This window comes from Micromonospora sp. NPDC049529 (genome assembly GCF_055586685.1).
Genome location: NZ_JBVJHT010000003.1, coordinates 479044 through 505991 on the forward strand (window position 1 = coordinate 479044; position 26948 = coordinate 505991).

Here is a 26948-nt window from a genome sequence, read left to right on the forward strand (position 1 = left end):
GAGCCGTTGTGTTTGTTCCTGGTGAGGGTGTCGCGGACCATTCCTTGACACGGCAGAGGTCACTGGTTCAAACCCAGTATCGCCCACCAGCAGTCCGAGCAGGTCAGCGGCTCGTTACCGGACTTCCGGTAACGAGCAGTTCTGTTTGTGTCCCTTACGATGGGAGCAAACTGGGAGCACATGATCGTCCGTGCTGCCCCTTCATGTTGGCGTGGTGCCGGGCGGGGTGGAGGAGCGGTAGTTCCATGAGTGCTGCTTAGGTCTGCGCTCGGCGATGACATCGACTTCGAAGGGGTCCAGCCGGGACCACACCCCCGCGTGCGCAGGGAGCACGGCAAGGCGCGCTTCCACCGGTCGGTGTCACGGGACCACCCCCGATGTTCCCTGGGTTTCATGGAGTCGTCGTGGTTGGTTTCATGCCACGGACAGGGATATCGGCCGATGTCCAGAAAGACCGCCGCTCGGCCATAGGACTCGGTTCGCGGCCGGCGAAGGAAAACTACGTCGGCATCCGAGTCGATCTGCATGTCGGGCAGCGCACCCGAGCAGTCGCCTCCAACGCTGCCGCGCCTTGACGGCGGCAGAGAGCGCGCCCTGGGGGCAGATCGCCGACCCGGACGCGCTGGTGACCGGGACCGCGACGCAACCGGGTCAGGGGCTGTCAATCTTGGTGAGCGTGGTGACCTCGCCGTTGGTGGTGGTGACCGCGACCAGGCCACCCTGCTTCCCGGCCAGCCACTTGGTGAAGTTGGACGCAGAGATGGATTGACCGGCGCCGGCGCGCACCGAGACGATGCCGTCCCCGCCGCCGACGTTCTCCCACGACGTCAGCTTCGGCGCGGACCGGACCGGGATCGTCACCTTCGTGTGGCTCTCGACGATCTGGTACGGGTCGCTGCACCTGATATCGTCCGAGTCGATCTTGAACTGCTTGCAGTAGTCCGCACTGGCCATCACGAGCACCGGTTGAGCCACCGCGGAGTGCGCGACCGGGTCGTACGAATAAAGCTCCACCATCGACTGGCTGGAACCAGTCGTAGGATCAGTGAAGTGCGCCGGCTGACCCAGCACCGGTGACCGGAGATCGACGTTCGTAAACGCCACTGTGGCGTCCCCTTCGGACGCGTCGTTGAGCGCCCCGAGCACGACCCGGCCCGCGACCAGCTGCGGATCGGTGACCGGCATGCTCAGAGCGGGCGTGCCGTCGACCGTCACCTGGGCCGTGCCGTTGTTCACGGTGATGCCGGTCCGGTGCGTCTGCCCGACCTGGAACGCGCCCGAGGCGACCCGCTGCTCCGAGTTGAACCCATTTCCCGAGCTCTGGTCGATCCCCAGCCGGATCTCGTTCTCGCAGAACGAGGCTACGTAACCGTGCTGGTCGACCACCCGGAACCAGATCACCGCGCAGGCGCCCTTGGTGACGATGCCGACATCGGCCGCGATCGTCTGGTCGCCGGCGAACGAGTCCTGCGGCCCCTTGCACTGATAGAGGGTGGACATGTGTGTTGTCGCCAGCATCCGCTGGTCGAAGGTGCACCACCCGGCGGCGCTGTCGGCAGCCCGGTCGGCCTTCCACAGGCCCGGTCGGTCGAGATGGTCGGACACCCCTGGCCCCTGGATCCGTGGCGTGTCCGAGACGGCCACCGTCGGCTTGGGTGCGGCCGACGCCACGTGCGGCAACGCCGACGGCGACGTGCTGGGCGCGACTGACGCCAGCGTCTCACCCGGCTTGTTGCGCGACAACGCGAATCCGATACCGGCACACACGACGGTCGCGGCCACGGCCACGGCCACCAGGCGGCTCACCCGCCGACGAACGGGTGTGGCCGGCTTCCGTACGGCGGAAGGTCGCACCCGACCCGTGTGCTGGGCCGCCTCGGCGGCCTTGAGCAGCTCCGGCCGCTGGGCGAGCGCTCCCCCCGTTTCCGCCTCCAGCAGCAGATCGAGCAGTTGGTGTGCGGTCGGCCGCTCGGTCGGATCCTTGGCTAGCGTGCGGCCCACCAGGTCACGCAACGACCCGCCGAGCCCCGTCAGGTCGGGCGGCTGGGTCAGAATGCGAGCCGCCGTGGCTGCCGGGGAATCTGCCCAGAACGGGGTACGTCCGGTCGCCGCGTAGGCCACCACCACACCCCACGCGAACACGTCAGCCGCCGGCCCCACCGTACGATCCGATTCGTTGTCGAACCGCTCCGGCGCCATGTACGCCACCGTGCCGACCATCTGGTCGGTCTTGGTGTGCCGGCTGGTCACCTCAAGCGCCCGCGCGATCCCGAAGTCGATCACCTTGGGCGTACCCAGCGAGAACAGCACGTTCTGCGGCTTCAGGTCCCGGTGGATGACCCCCACGCCGTGGATCGCCACCAGCGCCGTGGCCACCCCGACCGCCACGCTGTGTAGCGTGCCGCCGTCCAGCGGCCCCCGCTCCCGGATCACCTCGGAGAGACTCGGCCCGTCGACGTACTCGACCACCAGATACGGCGTCTCGTGATCCGGGTCGGCGTCGAGCACCGCCGCCGTGCAGAAGCCGGGCACCTCGCGGGCCCGGTTCACCTCGCTGCGGAAGCGCCCCCGGAACTCGGTGTCCCAGGCGTGCTCGGCCCGCAACATCTTGACCGCCACCAGCCGACCATCCGGCGAGCGTCCAAGGAAGACGGTGCCCATGCCGCCCTCGCCAAGACGACCGAGCAGCTCATAGTTACCAAGCCATCGCGGGTCGTTTGGCATCATTGGATAGGTCACGCGCGGCAGGATACCGGCTTCCCGCTCGACCCCTGGTCTCGATGCTCACGAGATGGCTTCCCACCCGACGAAGCAGTCGCCCGATGAGCGCCGTCCCGGCAACGTCGCTACAAGGAGCGCCGCCGACGGTCCGACGCACCACTTTCGGCTGATCCGGTCATCTCGCAGGTGTGGCCGGCCGGCCGTCGGGCCTGCTCGATGGCTTGCTCGGCATGGATGTGGGGGAGCGGATTGGGAGCACCGGACACCTCCGTAATCCGGGCCGAATGCGTAATAGACTGGAAACGAATTTGGGTACCTGCCTGAAACAGGGTGCCGGGAAAGCCTTCTTCCTGGCAATGCTCCCGATGACCTCGGCTGCCTCGAAGCGTATTCATCGGATATCGGGTGTTAGTGGCGAACACCATCTACGGTGTGCCGTACTAAGCACACCAGCGGATAAGCCGGTCCACATCAGACTGAAGTGTCGCAACCTGCTCACTGTTCGGTCGGGTCGAGTGTCGATCTTGTGTCGACCCCTTGTTCTATTCCTTCATGCTTGGGAAACCGAGCGTCGGATAGCCGACCGGTGCTACGGGAGGCAAAGTGGACAGAGATGCGTTACAAAGCTCCGTACGGTGTGATCGGACCCGCCCGTGGGCCAACTGAGCGGCTTCCGTCACCCGAACGGTGAGCACAACCAGACGTATGTGGCGGAGCACCACCCACGTTCCAGCGATACAGCGGAGCAGGTTCGTGATGTCATATTCCGAAGCCCAGACTTCTGCTTCTTCCAACGTACCGGCGGCGCACCCAGTGGCTGAAGGGTCGGCGATGACGGGAGAGTTCGACGCCACCACCAGGTGTGACGTATGTCGATGGCCGCGCACCGCCGAAAGCCGGTGCGGGACATGCGGGTGGACCCGTGGTCCCGCCGAGCAGCGGTCGTTGCTGGAGGCCCAGTACCGGTGGGACCTGGCGGCGGCCGGTCGCGCGGCCGGAACCGACCCCGACCGACTGGCCGAACTCGGACCCCATCTGCGGGGCCTGCCGACCATCGGACCGGAGATCACCGACGGCCCGGTCGGCGCGGACCCGACCGAATCCCCGCGTCCACGACTCGTGATCGACAATCCGGCCGCCGGATTCGTGCTCCTCGGCGTCGGGCCGTACGGCGTCGAGATGATCGAGATCGCACCCGACCCGACCACTCGGCTCGGTCTGGGCGACCAACAGCACTGGCCCTGGGCGAAGCTGCTGCCGAGTCTGCCGGACGACCCGATACAAATACGATTCCATGTCGCAGGCGGTATCGGCATGGTCGGGGTGGATCCGGTCGAGCTGGCCGGCGAGGTGAGATCCCATCTTCCGATGGACGCGCTGGAGGGAATACCGGTCCTCCTCGCCCTGCCCGAGTCCGGTTGGGCCCTGGCCGCCTACACCGTCGAATCGCTCCGGGCCCGGATTCAGGGGGCGGTGGTGTGGCGTGAGGTCCGGGTCGAGGAGGCGAAGCGGTTACTTCTCGGGTCGACTCCGCTCGACCAGCCGTACCATCTCGTCCTCTCGAAGGTCGAACCCGAGGGTGCCGTCCGCCTCGACCCGGTGCTGTTGTTTCCGGTCGGTACGGTTGCGGGCGCGGTCGCCCCGGTGCGGATCCGGGTGCCGTCCGGAATCCGTGGGCCGGTCTCCCTTCCCGTGATGGTCTGCCAGGACAGCCACGGCAATGGTCTGAGCCAGGCCCATGACTGGCTGCCGATCCGGATCGGCTCGGCCGATCTCCGGTCGGACAGCACGGCGCTCGTCCGGGTGCGGCTGACCGAAACCGGCACGGTCACCTTCGACGGTGTCGACGGGGTTGTCGACGATCGCCGCACCTGGTCGGAACTGCTTGAGACGATCTCCACCACGCTGCCCCTGACCGACCTGGTACTCGCCATCGACTACACCGGGACGGAGGCCGTCGCCCGGGTCGCACTCGCCCGCGCCATCCTGGCCGAGATCGCCGGGAGGCTGCCGGCCGCCGAGATGGTCCGGGTGGTGCTCGTCGGGTACGGGCAGCACGGCGGACGGCGTCCGCGTGGCGACGAGGAAGACGTCCCGCTGGTGCTGGCCGGGTTCTCCTCGGCCGACGCGGCGGCGGCGGAGCTCAACTACTGGACGACGGAACCGAACCGGAACGACTTCGCCGCCGCCGTGGAGGACGCGCTGGCCGTGATCAGCGGAGTGCGCTGGCGCCCCGGCGCGCGGCGAATGGTCGTCCTGATCGGCAGCAAACCGCCGTACCCGACCCGGCAGCACGAGTTCGACCCCGCCGTGCCCTGCCCCCGCCGGCTGGACTGGCGCGACTACGCCGAGCAGTTGCGGGACGACCAGGTGTCCCTCGTGCTGGTGCACGAGGCCCCGAACTGGCCACAGCGCGGCAAGATCCGCGAGGCGTTGGACCGGCGTGCCGAGGCCTGGCACGAGCTGGGCTGGCACGGGACGTACCGCCCCGACGTAATGCCGCAGGTGCTCGTAACGAACGCCAGGTTGTTCGACGACGAGACGGCACCGTCACCACCCTTCGCCCGGCCCGACCCCACCCGGCTCGGCGACGTCATCAACGGAGGCCACCGTGCAACCTGACCGACCGGCCGAGGACAACCCCCAGGGCACCGGCCTGCCTCCGCGCGATCCGGTGCCGGTGCCCCGGCCGGAGCCGCTGGATCCGCCGACGTGGCGGGCGGCCAGGCTGTCCCGGCGTCCGGCAACCGACGCGCAACGCGACGAGGAGCCGGCGGACAGCCCGGATGAGGCGGCGCAGCCGGAGGCCACGAAGACGTCGACCTCGTACCCCGCGGTCGTACCCGTCGATCCGGCGCCGCCCGTGGTGACCCCGGCCGAGGTCCGTACCGAGCCCAACCGGTCCGCCGGTCCGTCGTTGCGCTTCGGGCGGCCGGCGTCGGCCGAGTCACCACCGATCGCGGCGGCACCGCCCCGGCCCCTGCCGACACCCAGCGCGGGCCGGCTGATCCGGGTCGGCATGTGGGGAGCGACGAGCGGAGGAAAGACCACCTTCCTCGCCGCCCTGCCCCTCGCCGTGCTGAGCGAATCGGGTGACCACAGCAGGTGGACCATCAACGGCGCCACCCCGGAGGCCACCGAGTTCCTGCTGGAGATGACCGAACTGCTGGACCACGAGCGGCGGTTTCCCCAGGGCTCGATGGCGGGTACGCCGTTGAGCTGGCACATCTTCGGCGAACCGGACGACGAGCCGGACCCCGCGTCACGGGGACGACGCGGTCGCGGGCTGCTCGGTCGACCCGCCGCCGACCGGGAACCGGTCGAGTTCGTGCTCGACCTGCAGGACATGCCCGGTCGCTGGTTCCTGATGGGCAAGAACAAGGACGACGCCGTGAAGGCAGCCGTACTCAAGCACCTGGCCGAGTCCGACGGCCTGCTCTACCTCTTCGACCCGATCCTCGACGCCACCAAGGAAGCCGGGGACCAGGGCAACTTCCAGTTCTTTCACGGGGTCCTGGAGCACCTGGTGTTCCAGCTCCGGCGGGAGGGAAAGCTGGTGAACGGGCGGCTGCCGCACCACGTCGCGGTCTGCATCACCAAGTTCGACCACCCGGTGCTGTTCAGCAAGGCGCTGAGGTCCGACTGGGTGAGCACCCACCAGGCCACCAACCAGCCGCACATTCCCAACAAGCACGCGGACAAGTTCTTCGACTGGCTCTGCGACCAGATGCCCGACAGCGGGGCGGCGCGGGTCCGTGCCGCGCTCGGGCGGTACTTTCACCCCGACCGGGTGGCCTACTTCGTCTGCTCGGCGATCGGCTTCCGGCTAGGCGAGGGCGGCAGGTTCGACCCGAGCGACTACGCCAACGTCGAAACCGCCGACGACGTACCGCGCATCCGCGACGCGGTCCGTCCGATCAACATCCTGGAACCCGTCATCGGGTTGGAGCGGCGAATCCGTACCGGGTCCTGGTGACCCATGTCCCTACCGCCCGACACGCCCGACCGTACGTTGCGGTGGGCCCTGCACAGCAAGCATCCCGGACGCTTCGACGACTACGGCATCATCACCGATTCGACCCACGGTCAGGACGTCAAGGAGCTGACCCAGCTGATCCGCCGATCCCTGCCCGGCTCCCCGAAGGGCACCGATCCGGGCCCGGACGGGCTTCCCTGGATCACCTTCGCCGGCAGTGGTGGGTACACCGGGGGTCGTGAGCGGCTCGGTGTGTCCGTCATGGACTGGGATCGGCACGGATCCCGGGACGCGACGGGTCGCCTCATCGCCGCGACGCGCTACTTTGACGTCAGGTTCGCCAGCGCCACCGACGCGCGGCCCGGCTACCGGGAGATGTACGCCGCGGTCACGGACCTCCACCTGCCCATCGACCGTGACGTCGTGGTCGCGCTGCCACCGGCGAACCTCGACCACCTGGTCGAGGACATCGACGGCCTCGGGTTCCCATGGGTCGCCAGCCTCGCCGCGCTGGTCCTCGACCAGCCCGTCATGATCGCCGCAGAGGACTTTCCGCCGCTGGACGAGCGGGTGCGCTGCCTGGACGCGGTCGCCGCGCTGCTGCCGTACGGCTTCCGCGCCGACCTCGTCGCCGGGACCTGGACCCCCAACCTGGCCAGCCACGAGATCCGGCTGGCCTTCGCCGACCGGGTGAAGGAGCAGCAGCACCAGGTCAGCTGGCGGGTCGTGCCCGATCTCACGTCGTTCGCCGGCCCGGTGCCCCGATATCTGGATCACCTGCTCGAACTCTGGAAGTTGCGCGACACCGAGTTCGTGGTCAGTCTGCTCTGGCGGTGCACCGACCCCATGCCGCCCGGTGCCGACGGCGCGGCGACCGCGCTGCGGTACCTGGAGCAGGAGAACCCGGCCTACAGCACACTGCTCCGCTACCGCCACGGCGTGGCCGCCCCCGGCGAGGCGCGCGCCGTACTGGAACAGCTGGACCCGGCCGTCTTCGCACCTGCGGAACACGTCGAACTGCTGGGCAACTTCGTGGCCGAGGCCTCCGACGACGATCTGCCCCTGCTGGAGCGGCACTGGTCCGACGGGGCCCTCCCGATCCTGGTCAAGCAGGTCGCCGACGCGCCGGTCGAGCTGCTCCTGCGGTTCGCCGCGCACACCGCCCGGCACGGGGTGCTGGCCGGTTACCGGCTCGCCGTCGCCCGGTTGGTCGGCGACGACCTCGCCCCGGAGAAACGGACCCGGATGGGTCGCGCCCTCGCCGGCTCGCCCCCGCCGACCGAGGAACCGGAGCTACGGCTGGCCCTGTACGAGAACCAGATGCTCTGCATGGATCTCGTCACCGCCGTCATCGACGACGGTCCGGAGCGGTTCGTGCCCTGGCTTCGGTGGCTCACCGACAGCGCCACGCCGCCCCGTTGGCTACAGCCGTTCGCGGTGGCGGTGCACGCCGAGACACCGCTCCAGCCCGGGGACGCGGTCACCCTGGCCTCGTGGGGCCCCCGCATGATCATCGCGGTGCTCGTGGTGGCCCGGGCACGGGACACCGTCCCGGCGGTCCTGCCCGGTCTCTGGCCCGAACTCGCGCGCGCCGCCGACCAGGGTCAGACGCGTCGGGCCATCGCCGCGCTGCTGGTCGAGCTGCCGACGCAACCGGCCCGGACCCAGGCGTTGATCGACCTCCTGCTCTCCGCCTGGCAGGAGCCGCCCCGGCCGGCCGAGCCGGTGGACGACCCCACGGAGTACGCCGTCGCGGTCAGTGAACAGCTGGCGAAGTGGTTTCCCCCGCAGCGCAGCCGAACCGTCGCGCTGCGGCTCGTCCATGACCTCACCAATCCGCCGCCGAAACCGGCGGGAGTCGTACTCGCGGTCGCCCTGACCGAGCGGCTGCTCTCCGAGCGGACGTACCACGAGATCCCGAGTAGCCTGCTGCCCGCCATCGAGGCGGCTCCGGAGACGCTTCGGCTGCTGCCGGCGGTCCTGCAGCACCTCCTGATGCAGATGTCCGTCTCGTTGCGGGCACACGGACTGCTGAACCGGCTGGCCGACGCGGTGACCCGCGGCATCGACGAAGACGAGATCGTCGAGTTGTGGACCGAGGGGGTCCGGCTGGGGTGCCAGCCGGACGAGGTGCTCCGCACCCTTGCGCCCTGGCCGGACGCGACCGAGCCGGCCCGGATCTACGCGGTCATCGAGAGCCTGCTCCACCGGCTGGTGCAGACCGACCACCGGGACGTCGTACCCGCGGTGCAGGCCGCGCACGACGCGGTCCTCACGGGTGCGCTCGGAGAGCAGATGGCCACTGACTACCGCGCCCTGCTCCAGACCATCGGGCAACGCCTGTACCTGCACTCGACGGCGGTGAACCGGGCCCTGCGCGGCCAGGCCATCGAGCCGAGACCACTGGTCAGGCTCGCGCGGTACCGCCGGAGGAGGCGGCGATGACCCGGCACGGACGCGAGTGGCCAGGATCGACCGACCAGAAGGGAAAGCCGTCGATGAGCGGCATCACACTGCGGGTGGCGCGATGTGTCGCGGCGGTCGTCGCCGTCGCCGGGATCCTGGTCCCCGGTACGCCGGTGGCCGCCGCTCCCGCCACGCGGGAGGACGTGTACCGGGCGCTGGGCGTCGACGAGGTCGCGGCGGAGTACGTCATCCTCATCGACACCTCCGCGTCGATGCAGCAGGGCACCGACCTCTACCAGGCGGTCAAGGGGAGCCTCCGTGGCTTCCTCGCCGCGTTGGGCGCGAACGACCGGGTCGCCCTGGTGACGTTCGACAGCGCAACCTCGATCAGGTTCCACGGTCCGGCCGGACGCAACCCGGATCCGCTGCTCGCGACGCTGCCCGCGGGTGCGACCGGCAGCCACACCGACATCGGACGGGCGCTCGAGGTCGCGGTGGACGTCGTGGACAAATCCACCGCGACGATCGCGACCATCGTCCTGTTCACCGACGGAGCACACGACCCGGCGCCGAACAGCCCCTATCCGTTCGCCGAGGGGGCGAGCTGGGAGGCCCTGGCCCGGAAGGCCGCCGAGGTGAAGCAGGAACAGTTCCTGGGGTACGCCGTCCCGCTGCAACGGGGGGCGGGCGTCGTGCCGTTGCGTACGGTCCTACCGGACGCCCAGGCGCTGCCCGTCTCGTCGATCGGGGCACTGACCAGGGAGTTGGACGTACCGAAGCAGGCCAGCCGTGCGGCCAAGGCACGCGCGGCGATCGGCGCGGACACGCGACACGGTCTGGTCCTGGAGTGGCCCGAAGGGATGGACCGGCTCGCTGCGGGAGAGAACACGGTGCAGGTGGGTGTCCGCTCGACCAGCGAACGAGTTCCCCTGGTCCTGACCGGCCTGCGGCTGCGCGTCGACGACCCACGGATCCGGGTTCAGGCCGAGGACGGCCCGGTGTCGGTGCAGCCGGGACGACGCGAGCGGGTGCCGGTACGAATTCACTGGGACGCCGGCGAGCGCAGCCTCGCGCCGCTGGCGTGGCGCGAGATCAGCGCTCGGGTGACGGCGCAGGCGACCGTCGGGTCGCCCTGGACCGACGTGCTGGGCCAGGACCTCGGGATGACGTTCGAGCCCACCTTCGAGGCCGAGGTCCAGCCGGTCGGCGGGAGGGCCCAACGGGGGAACCCGCTGTTGTGGCTTCTCGGCGCGGTGGCCCTGGCGCTCGTCGTCGCCGGGTTCGTGTTCGGCGGGCGTCGCGCCGACCGCCCGCTGCTGCACGGCACGCTGCGGGCGGTGTCGCCGACCACCGGAGTCGCCTTCGGCGAGGTCCGGCTCTCCGGCCGGCAGGTGGCGATCGGGCCGACGACGACGCTCAACGTTCCGGGGGAGGGCACCGTGTGGGGTACCCGTACCCCGACCGGACCGGCCATCCGGATCGACTACCGCCCGGCCGACGACCCGGAGCGGCTGGAGTCGGCCGATTGCCCGCCCGGCTTCCCGGTCATCCTCAACGGCGTCGCGTTCGAATGGTCGGATCGGGACGAGGTGTCCGGCCGGGATCGCCCGCCGGGGCGGGACGACCCGGGCGACCGCGACGGTCCCTCCGTTCGGGACGACCCGTCGGACCCGCTCCGGCGACCCGGCCGAGACGACGCCGCCGGCCGACCCGAGTGGCCCTTCACCAGTAGACGTCCGGGGCAGGACAACCAGCCCGAGCGGCCCGGCTCCGGAAAGCCGCCGTACGGCCGCACGGGCACCGGCGATGCCCGGAGCCTCGGCAGCGAAACGTAACGCCTGAACCTCACGGGGGAACCACCGGTTTGTCGACTACCTGACCTATGAGGGCGGCATGGACTTTGATTTCGGATCGTTAGACACGGGCGCGACGGCGTGGGTGCTGGTCAGCTCGGCGATGGTGCTGTTGATGACACCGGCGCTGGCCTTCTTCTACGGAGGGCTGGTCCGGAGCAAGCACGTGCTGGCCATGATGATGCAGTGCTTCATGGCCATGGGACTGGTGGGGATCACCTGGGTGGTGGTTTCCTACTCGTTGGCGTTCGGCCCCTCGAACGGGCTGATTGGTGGATTCCACTTCGTCGGACTGAGCAACATGGACGAGATCGTCCCGGGGTTCGTCGACGGTAGGGCGATGGGCATCCCACCGGTGGCGTTCGCCGGCTTCCAGATGATGTTCGCGATCATCACCGCCGCGCTGATCACCGGTTCCACGGCCGACCGTTGGCGGCCCGCGTCGTTCATCCCCTTCATCGTGCTGTGGACCATCCTCGTGTATAGCCCGGTTGCGCACTGGGTCTTCTCCCCCTTCGGATGGGCGGGGGAGCTGACGATCGGTTCGCACACGGGCGCGTTGGACTTCGCCGGCGGAACCGTGGTGCACGCCAACGCGGGGGCGGCCGGTCTGGCGATGGCGTTGGTCCTGGGGCCACGGCGGGGCTGGCCGAGCGACGACATCCGGCCGCACAACATGCCCTTCGTGCTGCTGGGCACCGCGCTGTTGTGGTTCGGCTGGCTCGGGTTCAACGCCGGGTCGGCGCTGGCGCCGGACGGCGTCGCCGCGTACGCGTTCCTCAACACCACGATCGCCGCCGGCGCGGCGATGCTGGCGTGGGCACTGCTGGAACGGATCAAGCTCGGCCGGACCACGACGCTCGGCGCGGCGTCCGGTGTCGTGGCGGGCCTGGTCGCCATCACCCCGTGCGCCGGGTTCGTCGACCCGATCGGCGCCATCGCGATCGGCGCGCTGGCGGCGGTCGGCTGCGGCCTGGCGGTCCTCGGCCGCCGCCAGTGGGACGACGCGCTCGACGTCGTCGGCCTGCACCTGGTCGGTGGGGTGATCGGTTCACTGGCACTCGGGTTCTTCGCTACCTCGGCGGTGAACGAGGCCGGCACCGACGGCCTGTTCTACGGTGGCGGCTTCGAACAGCTGATCCTGCAGGCCATCACCGTCGTGGCGGTCGTGGCGTACTCCTTCGTGGTCACCTTCGCGCTCGGCTGGCTGCTCGGACGAGGCCCCCGCAACCACGGACGGGTGCACCCGCAGGAGGAGGATCGCGGTCTCGATCTCTCCCAGCACGGCGAAGAGGCGTACCGGCTGTGATGTCTCCGGAACGCTCATCCAAGCAACCGTCGGGGCAGGCGCCGGTGACCGACAACCTCGTCAGCGACGTGGAAGGCATGCGGGTCGAGCTACGGCAGCTGCTGGACCGCACCGAGCGCTGGCTCGACGGGATCTCGCGCCTCGACTCCGGGTTCGACGACGCACGACGACAGGACCGCGCCGAGAGTCTGGCCGCCGTCCGGGCGCTGCGCGCACGGGCCGTCTCCACGCTGATTACCGTGGCCTTCGTCGGCCAGTTCTCGTCGGGCAAGAGCTTCCTCATCGGTGGACTCCAGGAGCGCCTCACCTATGCCCCGGTGAGCAACGACGACGGCATGGTCTCCGAGCAGTACGTCGGCCTGCTGCACTCCGCCGCCAAGGCGACCACTGCCTGCCCGGCGACGATCGTCCCGGTCGACGACACCCGCGAGGTGGACGCGTCGGACCGGGGCTTCTACCGGGTACGGTTCACCGACGGCGGTGACTGGGAGAATCTCGGCAACTCCCCGATCCCCGCGGTGGTGGCCGCGTACACCACCCAGGATCCACAGGCGATCGCCCGGGGGCGGGCCGCCGCGCACCGCAACCTCACCGTCGCCGAGGTGGAGATCCTGCTGGCTGACTCGCTGCTTCCCGCCAAACTGTACGAGCTACCCGGAATGGATTCGGTACATCCGGTCCACGACGAGATCGCCAACAGCGCCTGGGTGGACGCGGACTGCTTCGTGTACGTCAGCCAGGCCACGCACACCCTGTCCCGGCAGGAACTCGAACTGGTCAGCCGCCTGTACAACCACCACCTCAGTTCCGGTAAGCGGGTGATCTGGGTACTGACCGGCATCGACCGCGCGGTCTCCGCCAACATCGACGGCGAGCCGGAGTGGAAGGACACGATCAGGGACAACAACGCGTACCTGACCGAGAACTTCCCGGCCCCGGCCGGGCAGGCCGACAGCTTCCAGGGCGAGGGGTTCATCGCCGTCTCACCCGCGTGGGAGGCGCAGGGCCGGTGGCATGTGGCCGAGGGCGAGGCCGCGCGGGGCGAGCGGCTGATCGCCGCCAGCAGGATGAGACGGCTGCGCCGTACGCTCACCGATCTCGTCAACACCGGAACCGGCCACCGGCACCTTCTGACCGTGGCCATCGAGGCCCGCGCCCTGATGATGCCGCACCAGCGGATGCTGGTCGGCCTGCTGGAGTCGGCGAGGCTGCCACTGAGCCATCTGTCTCACGAACGGGAGGACCTCGGCCGCCGCCTCGAAATCCTGAAGTCGGCGATCGGCACCATCCGGGAGCAGTTCGAAGCGGCGCTGCAACATCACGTCCGGGTCACCGAACGCAGCTTCCAGGGGCTCGCCGACCTGCTGCGGATCGAGCTGATCGACGAGATCCGGAACGCCAACCTGGCGAACGAGAAGGACGTCAACCGGCTGGAGGTACGCAAGGCACAACTGCTCCAGGAGTGGGTCGCCAACCGGGGTCCCGGACAGGTGTGGGAGGGACAGTTCCAGGAGTTCTCCAACGCCGTTCTCGACACCGTCCGGACGACCCTGCTCGACGCGAGCCGGACCGGCGACCTCGGTGCCAACGCCGCCCCGCTGGGCATCCGGGACCTCGCGGTACCACCGTCGCGGCGATACCGCCCCGGGGCCAGGGACTACGTGCAGCAGGTTTCGGGAATCGTCGGCATCTCGACCCCGTTCGCCACGATGCTGGCGGCGGTGGCGGGGCTGATCACCGGACCGGTGATCGTCGTGCCGACCAGTGTCGCCCTGATCGCGGGCCTGCTGTACGCGTACATCGCCCGGAACCGCGCCAACTCGTCGGAGCTGAAGGTGCTCCGTCAACAGTGGATCGACGAGTTGGACGAGACTGCGAACACCTTCCGTGAGTCCTTCGCCGCCGCCGCGTACATCCGCGGCAGCGAGATGATCGACCGGGCGATGGAGATTCTCTCGGAGCGTACCGAGGAGCTGTCCCGAAGGATCATCCTCGTCGAAGCCCGACTCGCCGAGCCGGACTACGCCGATCGCGGCGAACTCGTCGCCACTCTCGAACCCCACGTCCGGTCCGGTACGGAGATCCTGGAGGCGTTGCGTACGTTGTCGTGACCTGCCGTTCGACGGTCCTGAGCTGGCATCCCGGTTTGACCCGGGTTGCTGACCTGCGTCTCTCCCTTGATCAACCAATGAGCCGATGTTTTGCGCCAACCTTCCCTGTCGGGAAACTGACAGAAGAGGTCGGCTGCGTGGATCGACGGCGGTGGTCGTTATTCGCTACCGTCGGAACTCAATCTGAACCGCGCAGTTAGCATGACTTTGCCCAAGGTCGAACCATGATGAACCGCGGATGCTTCTGAACGAGGGGGAATCATCAAGAGGGCGCGCCATGTCGATCGCACATTCACTGATGCAGACGCGGAGCGTGCCCGGAGGGAAGGGTTTGTAAGGTTCTCCGGATGGGGACTGAAGAGTCTGCCGGCGAAAGTCAGTGAGCTCGGCGATCTTGATCGTCTCTATCTCATTCATAACGAGCTGGAATCCCTACCTGCCGGTATCGGTCATCTGATCAACCTCACCGAGCTGGATGTACGCAGCAACCGCCTCTCGTCCCTTCCGAAGGAGATCGGGGAGCTGCGGAAGCTTGAAGAACTCTATCTGGACGACAATCAGCTTGGGACACTACCCGCCGAGATCGGGAAGTTGTCCGAGCTGCGCGAGTTGGATCTCGACGGCAACAACATCACGCACCTTCCCGCCGAGCTGTTCCGGCTCCGCAACCTCGAACAGCTCGACCTCAGGAACAACAAGCTGATCGAGATACCGCCCGACATCTGCAAACTCACGAACCTGCGGCGCCTCTACCTGAGTAATAACCAGATATCGAAGCTTCCGTCGGAGATCGGACTGCTGACCAAGCTGGACAAGCTGGAGCTGGATGGGAACCAGATCCGCGAGCTTCCACGCGAGATGGTTCAACTGCTCGGTAGATCGATCTCTCTGTCCATCTCCCGCAACCCGCTCTCCGACCCACTCCCGGACCTGCTGATTCGCGGCCTGGGCGCGGTGGCGGCATACCTTCGGAGCCTGGAGGATGCGGTACCCCACTATGAAGCCAAGATTTTGGTCGTAGGCGAGGGAGCAGTCGGGAAAACCTCCCTACTGGCCGCGCTGAAGGGCGAACCCTTCGTGTCGAACCGCGACACCACGCACGGTCTGGAGATACACCCGCTCGTCCTTCCGCATCCCGACCTGGACCTCGATATGACGGCGCGAGCCTGGGATTTCGGGGGCCAGGAAGTCTATCGGATCACCCACCAGTTCTTCTTCAGTCGACGCGCTCTCTACATCCTGGTCTGGAACGCCCGCCGGGGACAGGAGCAGGGCGAGGTCGAAGGATGGCTCGGGCGCATACGGCTCCGAGTGGGCCATGAGGCCCGAGCAATTCTCGTACCGACCCATTGCGACGAGCGCAACCCCGAGATCGATTTCGAGCAACTGAAGCAGGCATTTCCCAACATGCTGGCGGGCCAGTTCAGCGTCGACAACCAGAGCGGCAACGGGATAGCGGAGCTACGAGAGCACGTGGCGAAGGAAGCCGCAGCGCTTCCGCAAATGGGACGGATGCTGAGCCCGCGCTGGATCGCCGCGAGGGACGACATCCTCTCTCGCTACCAGAGTGAGCCCCAGATATCCTGGTCCGACTTTGTCAAGGCATGCCGAGAACAGGACCTCAACGACGAAGAAACCACGACCCTGGCGGAGCTGCTACACGACCTGGGGCACGTCATCTACTACGGTGACGACGAGGGCTTGAGGGACATCGTGGTCCTGAACCCTGAATGGCTGACGAAGGCGATCGCGTACGTCCTTGAGGATGCCGCGACGAGAGCCGCCAATGGTGTCCTCGACCATGCCCGTTTGCGCAGGATCTGGCAGGACCACGACCGGGGGAAGTCGTACCCGGCGCGTCATCACCCGTACTTCCTTCGGCTGATGGAAAAATTCGACATCTCCTACCGCCTTGAGGGTCACGAAGAGAAAAGCCTGATCGCGCAGCTCGTCCCGCACTCAAGGCCCGCACTGCCCTGGATATTCAAGAGTCCGGCGCCGTCGAACCTGCGCACCGTGACGCTGGTGTGCAAACTCCAGGAGCCAGCACCCGGCCTCATCGCCTGGATGACCGTCCGACACCACAACGCCTCGGTGGACAAACACTGGCGAAACGGCGTATTTTTGCGCCACCCGACGGCCGCCTACGCGTCCGAGGCGCTTATCGAGTTGCAACAGGACGGACGGCTGATCCTGCAGGTGCGCGCCCCGTCTCCGGACCTGTTCTTCAACGTGCTCCGCGACAGCATGGAACATCTGCTGAGGCGGCGCTGGCCCGGGCTGCAGTACCAGTTTCTGATCCCCTGCCCTTCACCCGGCTGCGTCGGAGAATTTCCCCTGAACGGGTTACTGCGCCGGCGAGAGCAGGGAAGGGCCAACCGAGACTGTCTCGACTGCGACGTCGATCACGACATCTCCGTCCTGCTCACCGGCTTCACCTCATCCCAGGCTGAGATCCGAGCGCAGCTGGAGGTACTGCACGAAGAGCTGAGTGCAATCTCCGGAGGAATACATCGCATCGAAAATGGCGTACGCCGAGTCGAGGTATTCGCCGCGCAGAGCGCCGACTCGCTCCGCCGCGTTCTCAAGGTCGTTTCAACCGAGGTGATCGACTGCCCAAGAATGTTCACCCTGGCGCCTCCTCCGGGAAACACCGAGCCGCTGAACCCGGTGAGTCTGATCAGACACCGGCGCATCACCTTCCAGCTGATCTACCTCACCCTGTGGTGCGAACACCCTGGCGAGTGGCACCCGTGGCACCCGGCGACCTACGAGCTCAAGCAGGAACGCGAATGGGTTGCGCGACTGGCTCCTTACGCCAGCTTCGTGCTCAAGACGCTCCGGCTCGTCGTTCCCATCGTTGCCGCCGTTTCGGGCGTGACGCTGCCCAAGCAAGAGGCGGAGGATCTGGCGAAGCGGATAGAGCTCATGAAGGTGATCACCGATCGTCTGCCCGCCGAGGTGGAGCGCCAGGAGCGCCTCGAAGGGATGCCCGCCAACGAACTCACCAAGGCGGAGGGGCAGGCCCTCCGGAGTCTTCGGGCCTTGCTCTTCAAGTACGACGAAGGTCGATCATTCGGCGACCTGCGCCGGGTGCAGGCGCCGTCGGGAGAACTGCTCTGGGTGTGCCCAGATCACTATCACGAGTACGACCCCGGCCTGCCGCAGATTCCGGAACCCACCGAGGCCGATTCCGGCGGCTTGCCGGCGCGTCCGCAGACCACCCATGCCGACACCAGGGCGGAGCAGGCGCCGCGCGGACCAGCCCTTCGAACCGCCGCAACGGATGCTTCCCGATCCAGTTCATCCTGATCAATTCCCCAGCGGTGGCCGCGATCGAACCGAGCCGCTCGCCGGCGGTCGGCGCCGTCGCGCCGCGGTCCAGTGCTTCGCCGACGTCCTGCGCACCGGGATGGCTGAGCTTACGACGCAGTCGTTCAACGGAAGCGATCGGTCGTGTGTGTTCGCACCGTCGGTGGCATCGCTCCGCGGATCGCGGGCCTGACGTATACGAGGACGACACCGATGCAGGACGTACGAGTGACACACATCGGGGGACCGACGGCCCTCATCGAGGTGGCCGGCTGGCGGATCCTCACGGACCCGACGTTCGACCCGCCGGGCCGCCGGTACGCGTTCGGCTGGGGGACCAGTTCGCGCAAGGTCGCCGGGCCCGCGCTGCGACCCGACCAGGTCGGGCCCGTCGACGCGGTACTGCTCAGCCATGAGCATCACGCGGACAACCTCGACGAGAGTGGCCCCCGGCATGTACGAGAACGGGTTCGACGTGCTCCGGCGCGTCGTCGATCCGCAGGATCCGTTGCACGACCCGCGCAGCAGCCCGCTGGCCTTGGGTGCTGGCGCGGCTCCGGCTGGCGTACGGCACGTTGCTCCGCCGGCGTCGTAGGGACGCCGATGCGGTGCCGCACCTACAGTTGGCCCTCGGCGGGCTGTCCCGGATGGGTGCGCTGCCCTGGGTCGAACAGGCCCGGCAGCAGCTGCGCGCCGCAGGGGCCCAGACCTCCCAACCGGGCGTGGTGCCGCAGCAGGTGCTGAACGCGCAGGAGTTGCAGATCGCCACTCTGGCCGCCACCGGCCTCACCAACCGCGAAATCGGCACACAACTGTTCCTGTCCCCACGGACGGTCGGCTCCCACCTGTACCGCATCTTCCCGAAACTTGGCATCAGCTCCAGGGGACAGCTGACTGCCCTGCTGAACACGACACCGAACAACTGACCTTCACCGTAGCCGGGGCTGTGCCGTTGGGGCGGGTCAGCCGAGTTTCGGTTGGGCGCCGACGCAGTTGGCGCCGGTCATCCAGATCGGGCTGCTCTGGATGACCGCGCCGGGGTCGACCCGAGCGGCGACGCCGCGCCACTGGGCGGTCTGTCCGGCGACGTCGCAGAGCCTCGACCAGATCGGCGCTTCCGACTCGATCGGTTGCCGGAACAGGAAGGCGACGGTGATCGCGGTCTTTCCGCCCGGTACCCCGACCGTGGTGGCCTGGACCTGGACCTGCGCCACCGCACCCTGACCGAGGGCGGCGGCGACCGTGGCGTCCTGCGACGCGGTGGAGACCGCGGATTCGATCTGCGCCTGCGCCAGCGGGGGCAGGCCGGCGGCGGGGGTCAGTTGGGTCGGGCGCGGCAGGGGGTACGCGTTCGGATCGCCCGGTGGGTTCGACGGCGGCGGGCTGACGCTCGGCGGCGGCATGGTCTGCTCCGGCGGCTGGAGGGTCGGGCTGGCGCCTGCGACCGGGCTGCCGCCCGGGGCCGCCCGCTCGGTGGAGGCGCAGGCTGCGGCCAGCAGGCTGACGGCGAGCAGGCCGGTGACGAGACGGATGCCGGTAATCCCCATGATCCCTCTAACCTCCCTCTGGTCTGCCGGTTCCGCTGCGGCGACGGGTCCGCCGGCCAGGCCGACGGACCCTGTCATTGTCGTACGTCGATCAGGTGGTGTCAGGTGATCAGGAGGTGCGGGTCTCGATGGCCAGACCCCACAGCGGGGTGATCTGCGGGATCGGACTGAACCAGGACTGGCTGCCGCCCTGGTCGCCGTTGCAGCCGTAGTTGCTCTGGCTGTGGATGCCGTACGCCACCCGGTAGGTGGCCGAGCCCAGCCAGTACCAGCCGCCGCCGCTGTCGCCGCCGCAGGCGTCGAGCCCGTCGACCCGGACCATGCCGCCGTCGTTGGTGCTGCCGATGATGCCGCAGCGGTTCGGGCCGTTCGGCGAGGTGTAGTTCGCGGCGAGGCAGACGGTCTCGCCGACCAGGAGGTAACCCATCGTCGGGGCCACGTAGTTCAGCGGCATGGTGCGGCTGCCCGACTCGATGTAGATCTCGCCGCCGGTGTCGTACTGGAACCAGGGGTTGTCGTTGCGGATGATGCCCGCGTCGAGGCCGCCGGAGACGATAGCGCCGGTCATCGGGCCGATCGCCTGGGCACCGGTGCTCCAGGTGCCGCCGCCGCTGTTGCAGTGGCCGGCGGTGTAGGCGTAGCGCTGGCCGGCCGAGGTACGCGCGGTGAAGCCGACCGAGCAGACCGGGCTGCCGTTGTACTTCAGGATGGCGCCGGCCCGGATGGTCCAGTCGCAGTCCAGCCGGGAGGTGCAGCCGGCGTCCAGCTCACGCTTGAGGTTCGAGCCGGTGACGACGGTGACGCCGGCCGGCACGCCCTGCGCCTTGACCGCGCTGACACTCTGGCCCGACACGGCCAGCGTCACGGTGTTGCTCTTGGCGTCGATGCCGACCACGCCGTTGCTGGCCTTGGCCACGCTGTTGCTCTGGAGGGACGCGGCCAGCCGCTCCAGGTCCGCCCAGGAACGCTTCACCACGTGCGCCTCGGCGCGGATGCCGAGCTTCTGCGCCGTCTTCAGCGCCTCGGACGCGGCGGCCGGGCTGGTCAGCGACAGGTGCATCACGCCGGACGGCGCGTCGAACCAGGAACCACCGTACGCGGCGTTGGCGGAGACCTGCATCTGCAGGTTCTTGCGGGTCAGCTGCTGGTCGAACGCCGCCCGGGCGGCGGCTTCGGACATCTGGGGGTAGGCCGTGCGGTACGCGGCGATCGCCGAGGCAACAGCCTTGTCGTCCGTTGCCGACGCGGTCGCCGGCTTCGCCGTCACCGTGTTCGCCTGAACGGGCGCGGTGAAGACCGCGCTGGCGATAAGAACCGCCGCCGTGACGAGCGCCGGCAGCCGGATTGTCCTGGTGGTCATGAACCCTCCTCATCGGATTCCGCCAGGCTGCGCGCCTGGCCAGAGACAGAATTGCACGACATCTATTGATGCCAATTGAAGCGACGCATTGCTGACAGCGAATTAGTGGTATGTATTGGCAAGTGAATTCTGAACTGTCCTGTCATGGCTTGACGGCTGTCGAACGAAACCCCCGACTCGGGTACGGTTTGGTGCTATGGTCCGAACGTGCTACTGCCGTCTGGCTGGTTGACGCGACCTGTCCTCGGTTCCGTTGGCCCGGTTGTCGGGCCCGTCCTGCCCGATTACTCGGGGCTTATCGCCTGATCGGTGGAGTATTACGATCGTTTCCACCGTGAGTTGGATCTCGGCGCGGGTGATGGTGTCCGTCAGGAATGTGACAGCCGAAAGGGATTATCGTTCGTTGGTGTCCTGGGTGGACGGACCAGTGACATGCGCAGAGCGGTCCCGGATCGCTCGTGCACTCGCCGCACCGTCTCTGAGCTGGCGATAGTCGGCTTCGGTTGCGATGTTCGGGGGGAGCGGTGGGCTGCGCCGTCGTGACCTGGGCCGGCTTCTGTCCGTCGCTGGTCAGCGGCCTCGTCGGCTTGTGCGAACAGTGTGGATTCTGTCGAAAATCGCTGCTGCCGGTGCTTTCGCTCTGTTTCGGGCAGATTAAGTGGCGGGCTGATTTAAATGGTGGGACGTGTCCCGTTCACGCGTACCTGCGCGTTATTCATGTTGCTCGGCCCGGAGTGGCGGACCCGCTACTGTTGCCGCCGCTGTCAAGCGATGAACGTCTGTCACCAAGCCGATTGCCGCGCGGTCGCGAATACATGAGCAGCCGAGGACCGAAGCCGGTCCGGCCGGGCGCCAGGATCACCCCGTCTAGGCGTCAACCCGTGACCTCGGTCGCGGGCTGCGGGTGCCGAAAACCTCATCCGCGCTGGTCGGGCAGGATGCTCGTATTCGTAACGGAGTCCACCGAGTCGGTCGTACCGACCGCCTTCCGCAGCTGGTCCAGTCCCAGCGAGCCGAGTTCCAGCGCCCGACGGTGGAATGCCCGCCGGTCGCCACGGAAGGATGAGCGGCCTGCCAGCCACACCCGCTCACCCACCTTGTAGGCCAGCGCCTGCCCTGGCCTGCCCAGATAGCGCGCGAGCTCCACGGACGCGTACGGGCCCTGATGGCAGCGGTCCCGGAGCAGATCCAGGGCGGCGTCTGGCGTCCAAAGCGCTCCATCGCCCGACGGCACCGGCAGCCGAAGGTGCAGGCCGATGTCGAGCACGACCCGTGCCGCCCGCAGCAACTGCATGAACAGATGCCCCAGTCGTGCACCCGGCTGTTGGTAGAGCCCGAGCTCGTCCATGAACCGCTCGGCGTACAGGGCCCAGCCCTCCCGGTTGCCGGAGAGCCCGCCGAGCAGGTTCAGCCGCTGCCCGAGGCCGCCTCGGCAGGCCTCGTAGCCGATCTGGAGGTGGTGGCCGGGAACGCCCTCGTGGTAGGCGGTGCTGTAGGCGTACCAGGTGGAAAAGCTCGCCTGGTCCTCGGGGAGGAACCACCAGACCCGGCCCGGCCGGGTCAGGTCCCGGGACGGCCCGATGTAGGCGGTGCCGGACGACGCGGTCACCCGCGACTCGATGCGGCGCAGCGGCGCGGGGATGTCGAAGTGCACGCCGTGCAGCTGCTCGGTGGTGGCCTCCAGCAACTCCTGCAGCCACGACCCGAACGCGGCCCGGCTGTGCAGGGTGCCCGGTGCATTCGGGCTGCGGAGCCGGTCGAGCACCTCGGGCACGCTGCCGCCCAGGGCTTTCGCCTCCGCGACCAACTCCGCCTCGATCGCGGTGAACTCGTCCCAGCCCCATTCGTAGAGCTCGCGCAGGTCGGGCTCGGTACCGAGAAAGGTACGCACCCAGAGCGCGTACCGCCGCGGCCCGAAAGCCTCCTCGCCGCGCGCCCGCGGTGCCAGGTCCGCGGTCAGCATCGCGCCCAGTCTTTGGTACGCCTCCCGCGCCTCCCGCGCCGCTGCCTGCAACGACGCCCGCTGCCGCCCCTCGCCGTAGCGCTCCACCAGGGCGATGTCATCGTCGACCCAGTTGCGACAGCGCCGCGTCACGAGTTCCACTTGGCGCCGCGTCGGCAGGTGACCGCGCTCGGCGGCGAGCAGGAGGCTGCGGGCGTACCCGTCCAGGGCCGCGGGGATCGCGGCCTGGCGCGCGCCGACACGGGCCCAGCCATCCTCGCGGGCTGCGCACCCGGCGTCGCCGCCGGGGACCGCGGCCTCGACGGACTGGCGGATGAGCTGGAGCGGGCCGGTGGCCGCCGCGTGCAGTTCGCGCAGGTCCTCCCCGGCATCGTGGAAGCCGATCCGGGCGCGCAGCCGTTCGGCGAGGTGAGCGTGTAGCGGGCTCGTCGCGGGCAGTGTCCCGAGCTCGCGCAGAGCGTTGGCGGCGAGATCGGCGCGGGCCTGGTGGCCGTCCGGACTGTAGTCGGTGAGCCCGTCGACCTCCTGCTCGCCGACCTCGACCACTGCCGTGCAAGGGTCGAGGCGGGCCACATCGTGCAGCAGCCGGCCCGCGAAGTCCTCGATCACGAAGGCGATGCTAACGCCCGTTCCTGCTCGGCGCGCAGCGGCGGGCGTCGATGTGGCTGACAGCGGCTGACAACTGAGCGGTGGCGCGTCGGGCGGGTCTCTCCAACCTGGACGTGATCGCTGTACGTAGGTCGATCAGCGCGACATCGCTGGAGCGTTAGAGGCCGGGGAAGGTCAGTGCGGGCGCGGTGGGGTCGGCTCCATCGCCGGAGGGGAGGTCGGGGCAGAGGCGCCGGTAGGGCTCTGGCCCGACGTGGTAGGTCCATTCGGCACCGGTCAGGTTCCGTCCCGCTCGGTGGCAGAGCTCGGCGGGCCAGGTGTCGGGGAGGGGCGTGAGGCGAGCGGTGTGGTCCCAGGAGGTGGTGACCAGTGTCCTGCCATCCGGGCTGAAGGCCACGGCCGTGACCCACCCGACGTGACCGGTGAGACCGACGACTGCCTGGCCACGCTCGCGGTCCCACAGCTGGGTGGTGCCGTCCCGGCTGCTGGTGACGATCATCTGCCCGTCCGGGCTGAACGCGACCGCGGTCACCTCCGCAGTGTGTTTGATCAGGACGGACGCCACTCGACGAGCGGCGATGTCCCACAGCAGTACGGTTCCGTCGGCGGGGGCGACGGCGAGGGTCCGGCCGTCCGGGCTGAAGGCCAGCCCGTTCAGGTGGCCGGCCTCGGGGTCCAGGATGCCGATGGTGCTGCCGGCGGCGGGGTCCCAGAGGCGGACCGTGCCGTCGGTCGAGGCGGTCGCGACGGTGTTGCCGTCGGGGCTGAAGGCCACGGCGTCCACCCAACCGGTGTGACCGGTCAGCACCGCGTCCGCGCGTAGGGTGGTCAGGTTCCACAACCGGGCGGTTTGGTCGGTGGACGCGCTGACCAGGAGCCGGCCGTCGGGGCTGAAGGCGACGGATGCGACGCCGTCGGTGTGCCCGGTAAGGGAGGCCTTCTGTTCGTGGGTGCCGGTGTCCCAGAACCGGATCCCGCCATCCTTGTGGCCCGTGGCAAGGGTCGTACCGTCGGGGCTGAACGCCACGGTGAAGACGAAGCCGGCCTTGGCGTCGAGGACCGCGAGCTGACCGTGATGGCCGGTGTTCCACAGGCGAACGGTGCCGTCTCTGCTTCCCGTCGCGACGGTTCGTCCGTCCGGGCTGAACGCCACCGCGTCGACGTAGCCGGTGTGGCCCCCGAGCGTGGCGATGGACTGGCTCGCCCTCGTGTCCCACTCGCGGGCGGTGCCGTCCCGGCTGCCGGTCACGACAGTCGTACCGTCGGGACTCATCACCACGGCGAGCACCTCATCGGTGTGGCCGGCGAGGATGGCCAGGGGCTGGTGCGTGGTCGTGTCCCAGATCCGAGCGGTGCCGTCCCAGCTTCCCGTCACCACGGTGCGGCCGTCGGCCGCGAACGCCACGGCCCGCACGACGCGGGTGTGCCCGACCAGAGTGGCCCGGGACTCGTGCGTCGTGGCGTCCCAGATCCGCGCGGTGCCGTCCGCGGAACCTGTAATGAGCGTCGTGCCGTCAGGACCGAAGGCGCCCGCGAAGACCTCGCCCGTGTGGCCGGACAGGATCGTCGTCTGGTGGGTCAGCGTATTCCACAGCCGGGCGGTGTTGTCGTCCCCACCGGTGGCCAGGATCAGCCCGGTGCGGTCGAAGGTCACCGCGTTCACCGGGCCTTCGTGGCCGACCGGCACGGGTAGGGAACGGCCGGTGCTCGTGTCCCAGAGTTGGACGGCACCGTCGGCATGCCCGGTCGCGATGGCTGTACCGTCCGGGTTGAAGGCCACCGCGTTGACCGCGGCGCGATCGGTCAACGTACCGAGGGGCCGGTGGGTGGTCGTGTCCCACAATCGGACGGTGCCGTCGACTCCCCCGGTCGCCAGCATGTCTCCGTCCTGGTTGAAGGCGATCGCCGTCACGGCACTGACCTGGGTGAGCGCGGTGACCGGGCCGGCGGTCCACAGCCGTACGGTGCCGTCGTCGCTGCCGGTGGCGACGGTGCCGCCGTCGGGGCTGTACGCGACGGCGGTCACCGCACCGGAGTGCCCGATCAGTGGTCGCGCGACGTGCATCGGGATCGACAGCGCCGCCTGCGCGCTGGCCACGGTCTGAGCCGTCACGGAATGGCCGAGTCCGGCCAGTGCCAACAGATTCGCGAGGTCGGGCTCGGCTGCCAGCACCGCGCGCGACTGGGCGGCCAGGCTGCTGGCAACGGCGAGGTCGCGCTGGGCATTCGCCGTGACGGTCTGTACCACGGCGAGGACGGCGAGCAGGCTGACCGTGACCAGGCCGGCGACCAGGCTGCCGATGGTGATCCGCAGCCGCCGTCGGCGGCGTGTGTGGTCGCGCGATTGCCGGGCCAGGCTGGCGGCCAGGAAGCCGCGTTCGGTCTCGTTGAGGGCTTCGGTGTCGCGGTCGGCCCAGCCTGCGAGCAGGCTGCCCCAATACAGGAACGCGTCGTCCTCGCCGTGCGCCGCCCAGTCGGTGGCGGCACCGGTGAGGCGGCGGTGAGCCCGTAGCGACTCGCGGTCGGCGGCCAGCCAGTCCCGAAGCGTCGGCCAGCCGCGGATGAGCGCCTCGTGGGCGATCTCCACGGTGTCTTCGCCGACTGTCACCAACCGGGCCGCCGCGAGGCGTTCCAGGACGTGAGCGGTGACGGCGTCGTCGCCGAGCTCCGCGCGGGCGACCCGCCGCCGGGTGTCTTCGGTACCGTCGCCCAGCGCGGTCAGCCGTACCAGGATCCGCCGGACCGCTCGGCGGTGCTCCTCGTCCAGCTCACCGAACACACGGTCGGCCGACTGCGCGACCGCGCCGTCCAGGCCGCCGGCCGCCTCATAGCCGGCCAGGAACAGGCCGGCGCCGCGCCGCCGCCGCCAGGTTTCCCACAGGGCGTGGGACACGAACGGCAACGCCGCCGGCCGGGACGCCGCCTCGGCGATGATCGTGGCGACGAGGGTCTTCTCCACCATCAGCCCGGCCCGGGCCGCCGGTTCGGTGATGGCGACCGACAACTCCTCGGGCGTCATCGGGCCGACGAGCAGCTGTGCGTCCTGCAGCGCCGCCACCAGCTCAGGCACGCGGGCGCAGTGCGCGTAGAAATCGGCCCGCAGCCCGATCACCACCCGGGTGCGGCGGCCCGCCTCGCGCGCCACCGCGAGCAACGCCCGAATGAAGGTCTCCTGCTCGTGCTCGTCCTCGCAGAGGGAGAACACCTCCTCGAACTGGTCGACGATCAGCAGACCGTCGGCGCCCGAGGCCACGAGGTTGTGCTCCAACTCCCGCACCGGGTGGGCGCCCGGGGTGATCACCACCGTCGGCAGATTCCCATCCGCGCACAGGGCTGGTACCAGCCCGGCCCGCAGCAGCGACGACTTGCCCGAGCCCGACGGGCCGACCACGGCGACGAACCGGTGCCGGGCCAGCCGGTCCGTGAGGTCGGCGACGAGGCGGTCCCGGCCACAGAACCGGTCCGCGTCGTCCGGTCCATAGGCGGCCAAGCCCAGGTACGGCGGCCGGTTCCCATCCGGATCGGGCGCTCCGGTCGCCTGTGGTGCCTCAGCGTCCAGCTCCGCGACCGTGGTCCGCCAGCGGGCCGTCCACTCTTCCACGTCGCCATCGCAGGCACGCGCGTACGCCACCGCCACGGCCAGGGTCGGCAGCCGGTCGCCCGCAGCGGCCTGCGCCAGCGCGGTGGCGGAGTAGTGAGCCCGCCTGGCCAAGACGCGGTACGTCGGATTGCCCGCTGACTGCCGCAGCTCCCGTAAGGCGACGGCGAACCGTTGCACCGA

Annotated in this window: 13 protein-coding genes and 1 pseudogene; 9 read left to right on the forward strand and 5 right to left on the reverse strand. The window is 68.9% G+C overall.

The features are described from left to right. Positions 1-651 precede the first annotated feature (651 nt). Entirely contained in the window at positions 652-2739 is a 2088-nt protein-coding gene (locus ACZ6QQ_RS07500) for a serine/threonine protein kinase (RefSeq protein WP_465874998.1), read from the reverse strand. 927 nt (positions 2740-3666) lie between these two features. On the opposite strand from ACZ6QQ_RS07500, the gene ACZ6QQ_RS07505 reads away from it, so the two are divergent. The 9 genes and pseudogenes from ACZ6QQ_RS07505 to ACZ6QQ_RS07545 all read left to right on the forward strand — a co-directional run bounded on the left by ACZ6QQ_RS07505 (position 3667) and on the right by ACZ6QQ_RS07545 (position 18614). Next, positions 3667-5343: a hypothetical protein gene (locus tag ACZ6QQ_RS07505; RefSeq protein ID WP_465874999.1), complete on the forward strand. Its 1677-nt coding sequence runs from the start codon at positions 3667-3669 to the stop codon at positions 5341-5343. Then, a complete protein-coding gene (locus tag ACZ6QQ_RS07510; protein WP_465875000.1) occupies positions 5333-6697 on the forward strand; it encodes a hypothetical protein in 1365 nt (454 codons plus the stop codon). Before ACZ6QQ_RS07505 ends, ACZ6QQ_RS07510 begins: the two co-directional genes overlap by 11 nt. Positions 6698-6700: 3 nt before the next feature. Beyond that, positions 6701-9142, forward strand: a complete 2442-nt coding sequence (locus ACZ6QQ_RS07515) for a hypothetical protein (RefSeq protein WP_465875001.1) — start codon at positions 6701-6703, stop codon at positions 9140-9142. A gap of 53 nt (positions 9143-9195) precedes the next feature. Further along, complete coding sequence (locus ACZ6QQ_RS07520; RefSeq protein WP_465875002.1) at positions 9196-10938, forward strand: vWA domain-containing protein; 1743 nt, start codon at positions 9196-9198, stop codon at positions 10936-10938. Positions 10939-10996: 58 nt separating this feature from the next. Beyond that, the gene (locus tag ACZ6QQ_RS07525) at positions 10997-12265 is read left to right on the forward strand and encodes an ammonium transporter (protein WP_465875004.1); all 1269 of its coding nucleotides are present in this window, start codon (positions 10997-10999) and stop codon (positions 12263-12265) included. 44 nt (positions 12266-12309) lie between these two features. Then, a complete protein-coding gene (locus tag ACZ6QQ_RS07530; protein ID WP_465875005.1) occupies positions 12310-14376 on the forward strand; it encodes a P-loop NTPase family protein in 2067 nt (688 codons plus the stop codon). 363 nt (positions 14377-14739) lie between these two features. Further along, positions 14740-14928: pseudogene (locus tag ACZ6QQ_RS07535) on the forward strand (hypothetical protein); the annotation flags it as partial. Between the two features lie 39 nt (positions 14929-14967). Next, on the forward strand, positions 14968-17688 hold the full coding sequence (locus ACZ6QQ_RS07540; RefSeq protein ID WP_465875006.1) for a COR domain-containing protein: 2721 nt from the start codon (positions 14968-14970) through the stop codon (positions 17686-17688). Positions 17689-18230: 542 nt separating this feature from the next. Continuing rightward, positions 18231-18614, forward strand: coding sequence for a helix-turn-helix transcriptional regulator (locus ACZ6QQ_RS07545; protein WP_465875007.1), 384 nt, complete (start codon positions 18231-18233; stop codon positions 18612-18614). Between the two features lie 36 nt (positions 18615-18650). Here the strand turns inward: ACZ6QQ_RS07545 and ACZ6QQ_RS07550 are convergent, their stop codons facing one another. The 4 genes from ACZ6QQ_RS07550 to ACZ6QQ_RS07565 form a co-directional block, all read right to left on the reverse strand. Further along, the gene (locus tag ACZ6QQ_RS07550) at positions 18651-19235 is read right to left on the reverse strand and encodes a hypothetical protein (RefSeq protein WP_465875008.1); all 585 of its coding nucleotides are present in this window, start codon (positions 19233-19235) and stop codon (positions 18651-18653) included. A gap of 109 nt (positions 19236-19344) precedes the next feature. Continuing rightward, the gene (locus ACZ6QQ_RS07555; RefSeq protein ID WP_465875009.1) at positions 19345-20595 is read right to left on the reverse strand and encodes a S1 family peptidase; all 1251 of its coding nucleotides are present in this window, start codon (positions 20593-20595) and stop codon (positions 19345-19347) included. Positions 20596-21511: 916 nt separating this feature from the next. Then, a complete protein-coding gene (locus ACZ6QQ_RS07560; RefSeq protein ID WP_465875010.1) occupies positions 21512-23167 on the reverse strand; it encodes a DUF885 domain-containing protein in 1656 nt (551 codons plus the stop codon). Between the two features lie 157 nt (positions 23168-23324). Further along, a complete protein-coding gene (locus ACZ6QQ_RS07565; RefSeq protein WP_465875011.1) occupies positions 23325-26879 on the reverse strand; it encodes an nSTAND1 domain-containing NTPase in 3555 nt (1184 codons plus the stop codon). Positions 26880-26948: the final 69 nt, after the last annotated feature.

Bases quoted from the DNA above. Each gene is read 5' to 3' on its own strand.
- ACZ6QQ_RS07515 (WP_465875001.1), top strand. From the start codon at position 6,701: ATGTCCCTACCGCCCGACACGCCCGACCGTACGTTGCGGTGGGCCCTG.
- ACZ6QQ_RS07520 (WP_465875002.1), top strand. From the start codon at position 9,196: ATGAGCGGCATCACACTGCGGGTGGCGCGATGTGTCGCGGCGGTCGTC.
- ACZ6QQ_RS07525 (WP_465875004.1), top strand. From the start codon at position 10,997: ATGGACTTTGATTTCGGATCGTTAGACACGGGCGCGACGGCGTGGGTG.
- ACZ6QQ_RS07550 (WP_465875008.1), bottom strand. From the start codon at position 19,235: ATGGGGATTACCGGCATCCGTCTCGTCACCGGCCTGCTCGCCGTCAGC.
- ACZ6QQ_RS07555 (WP_465875009.1), bottom strand. From the start codon at position 20,595: ATGACCACCAGGACAATCCGGCTGCCGGCGCTCGTCACGGCGGCGGTT.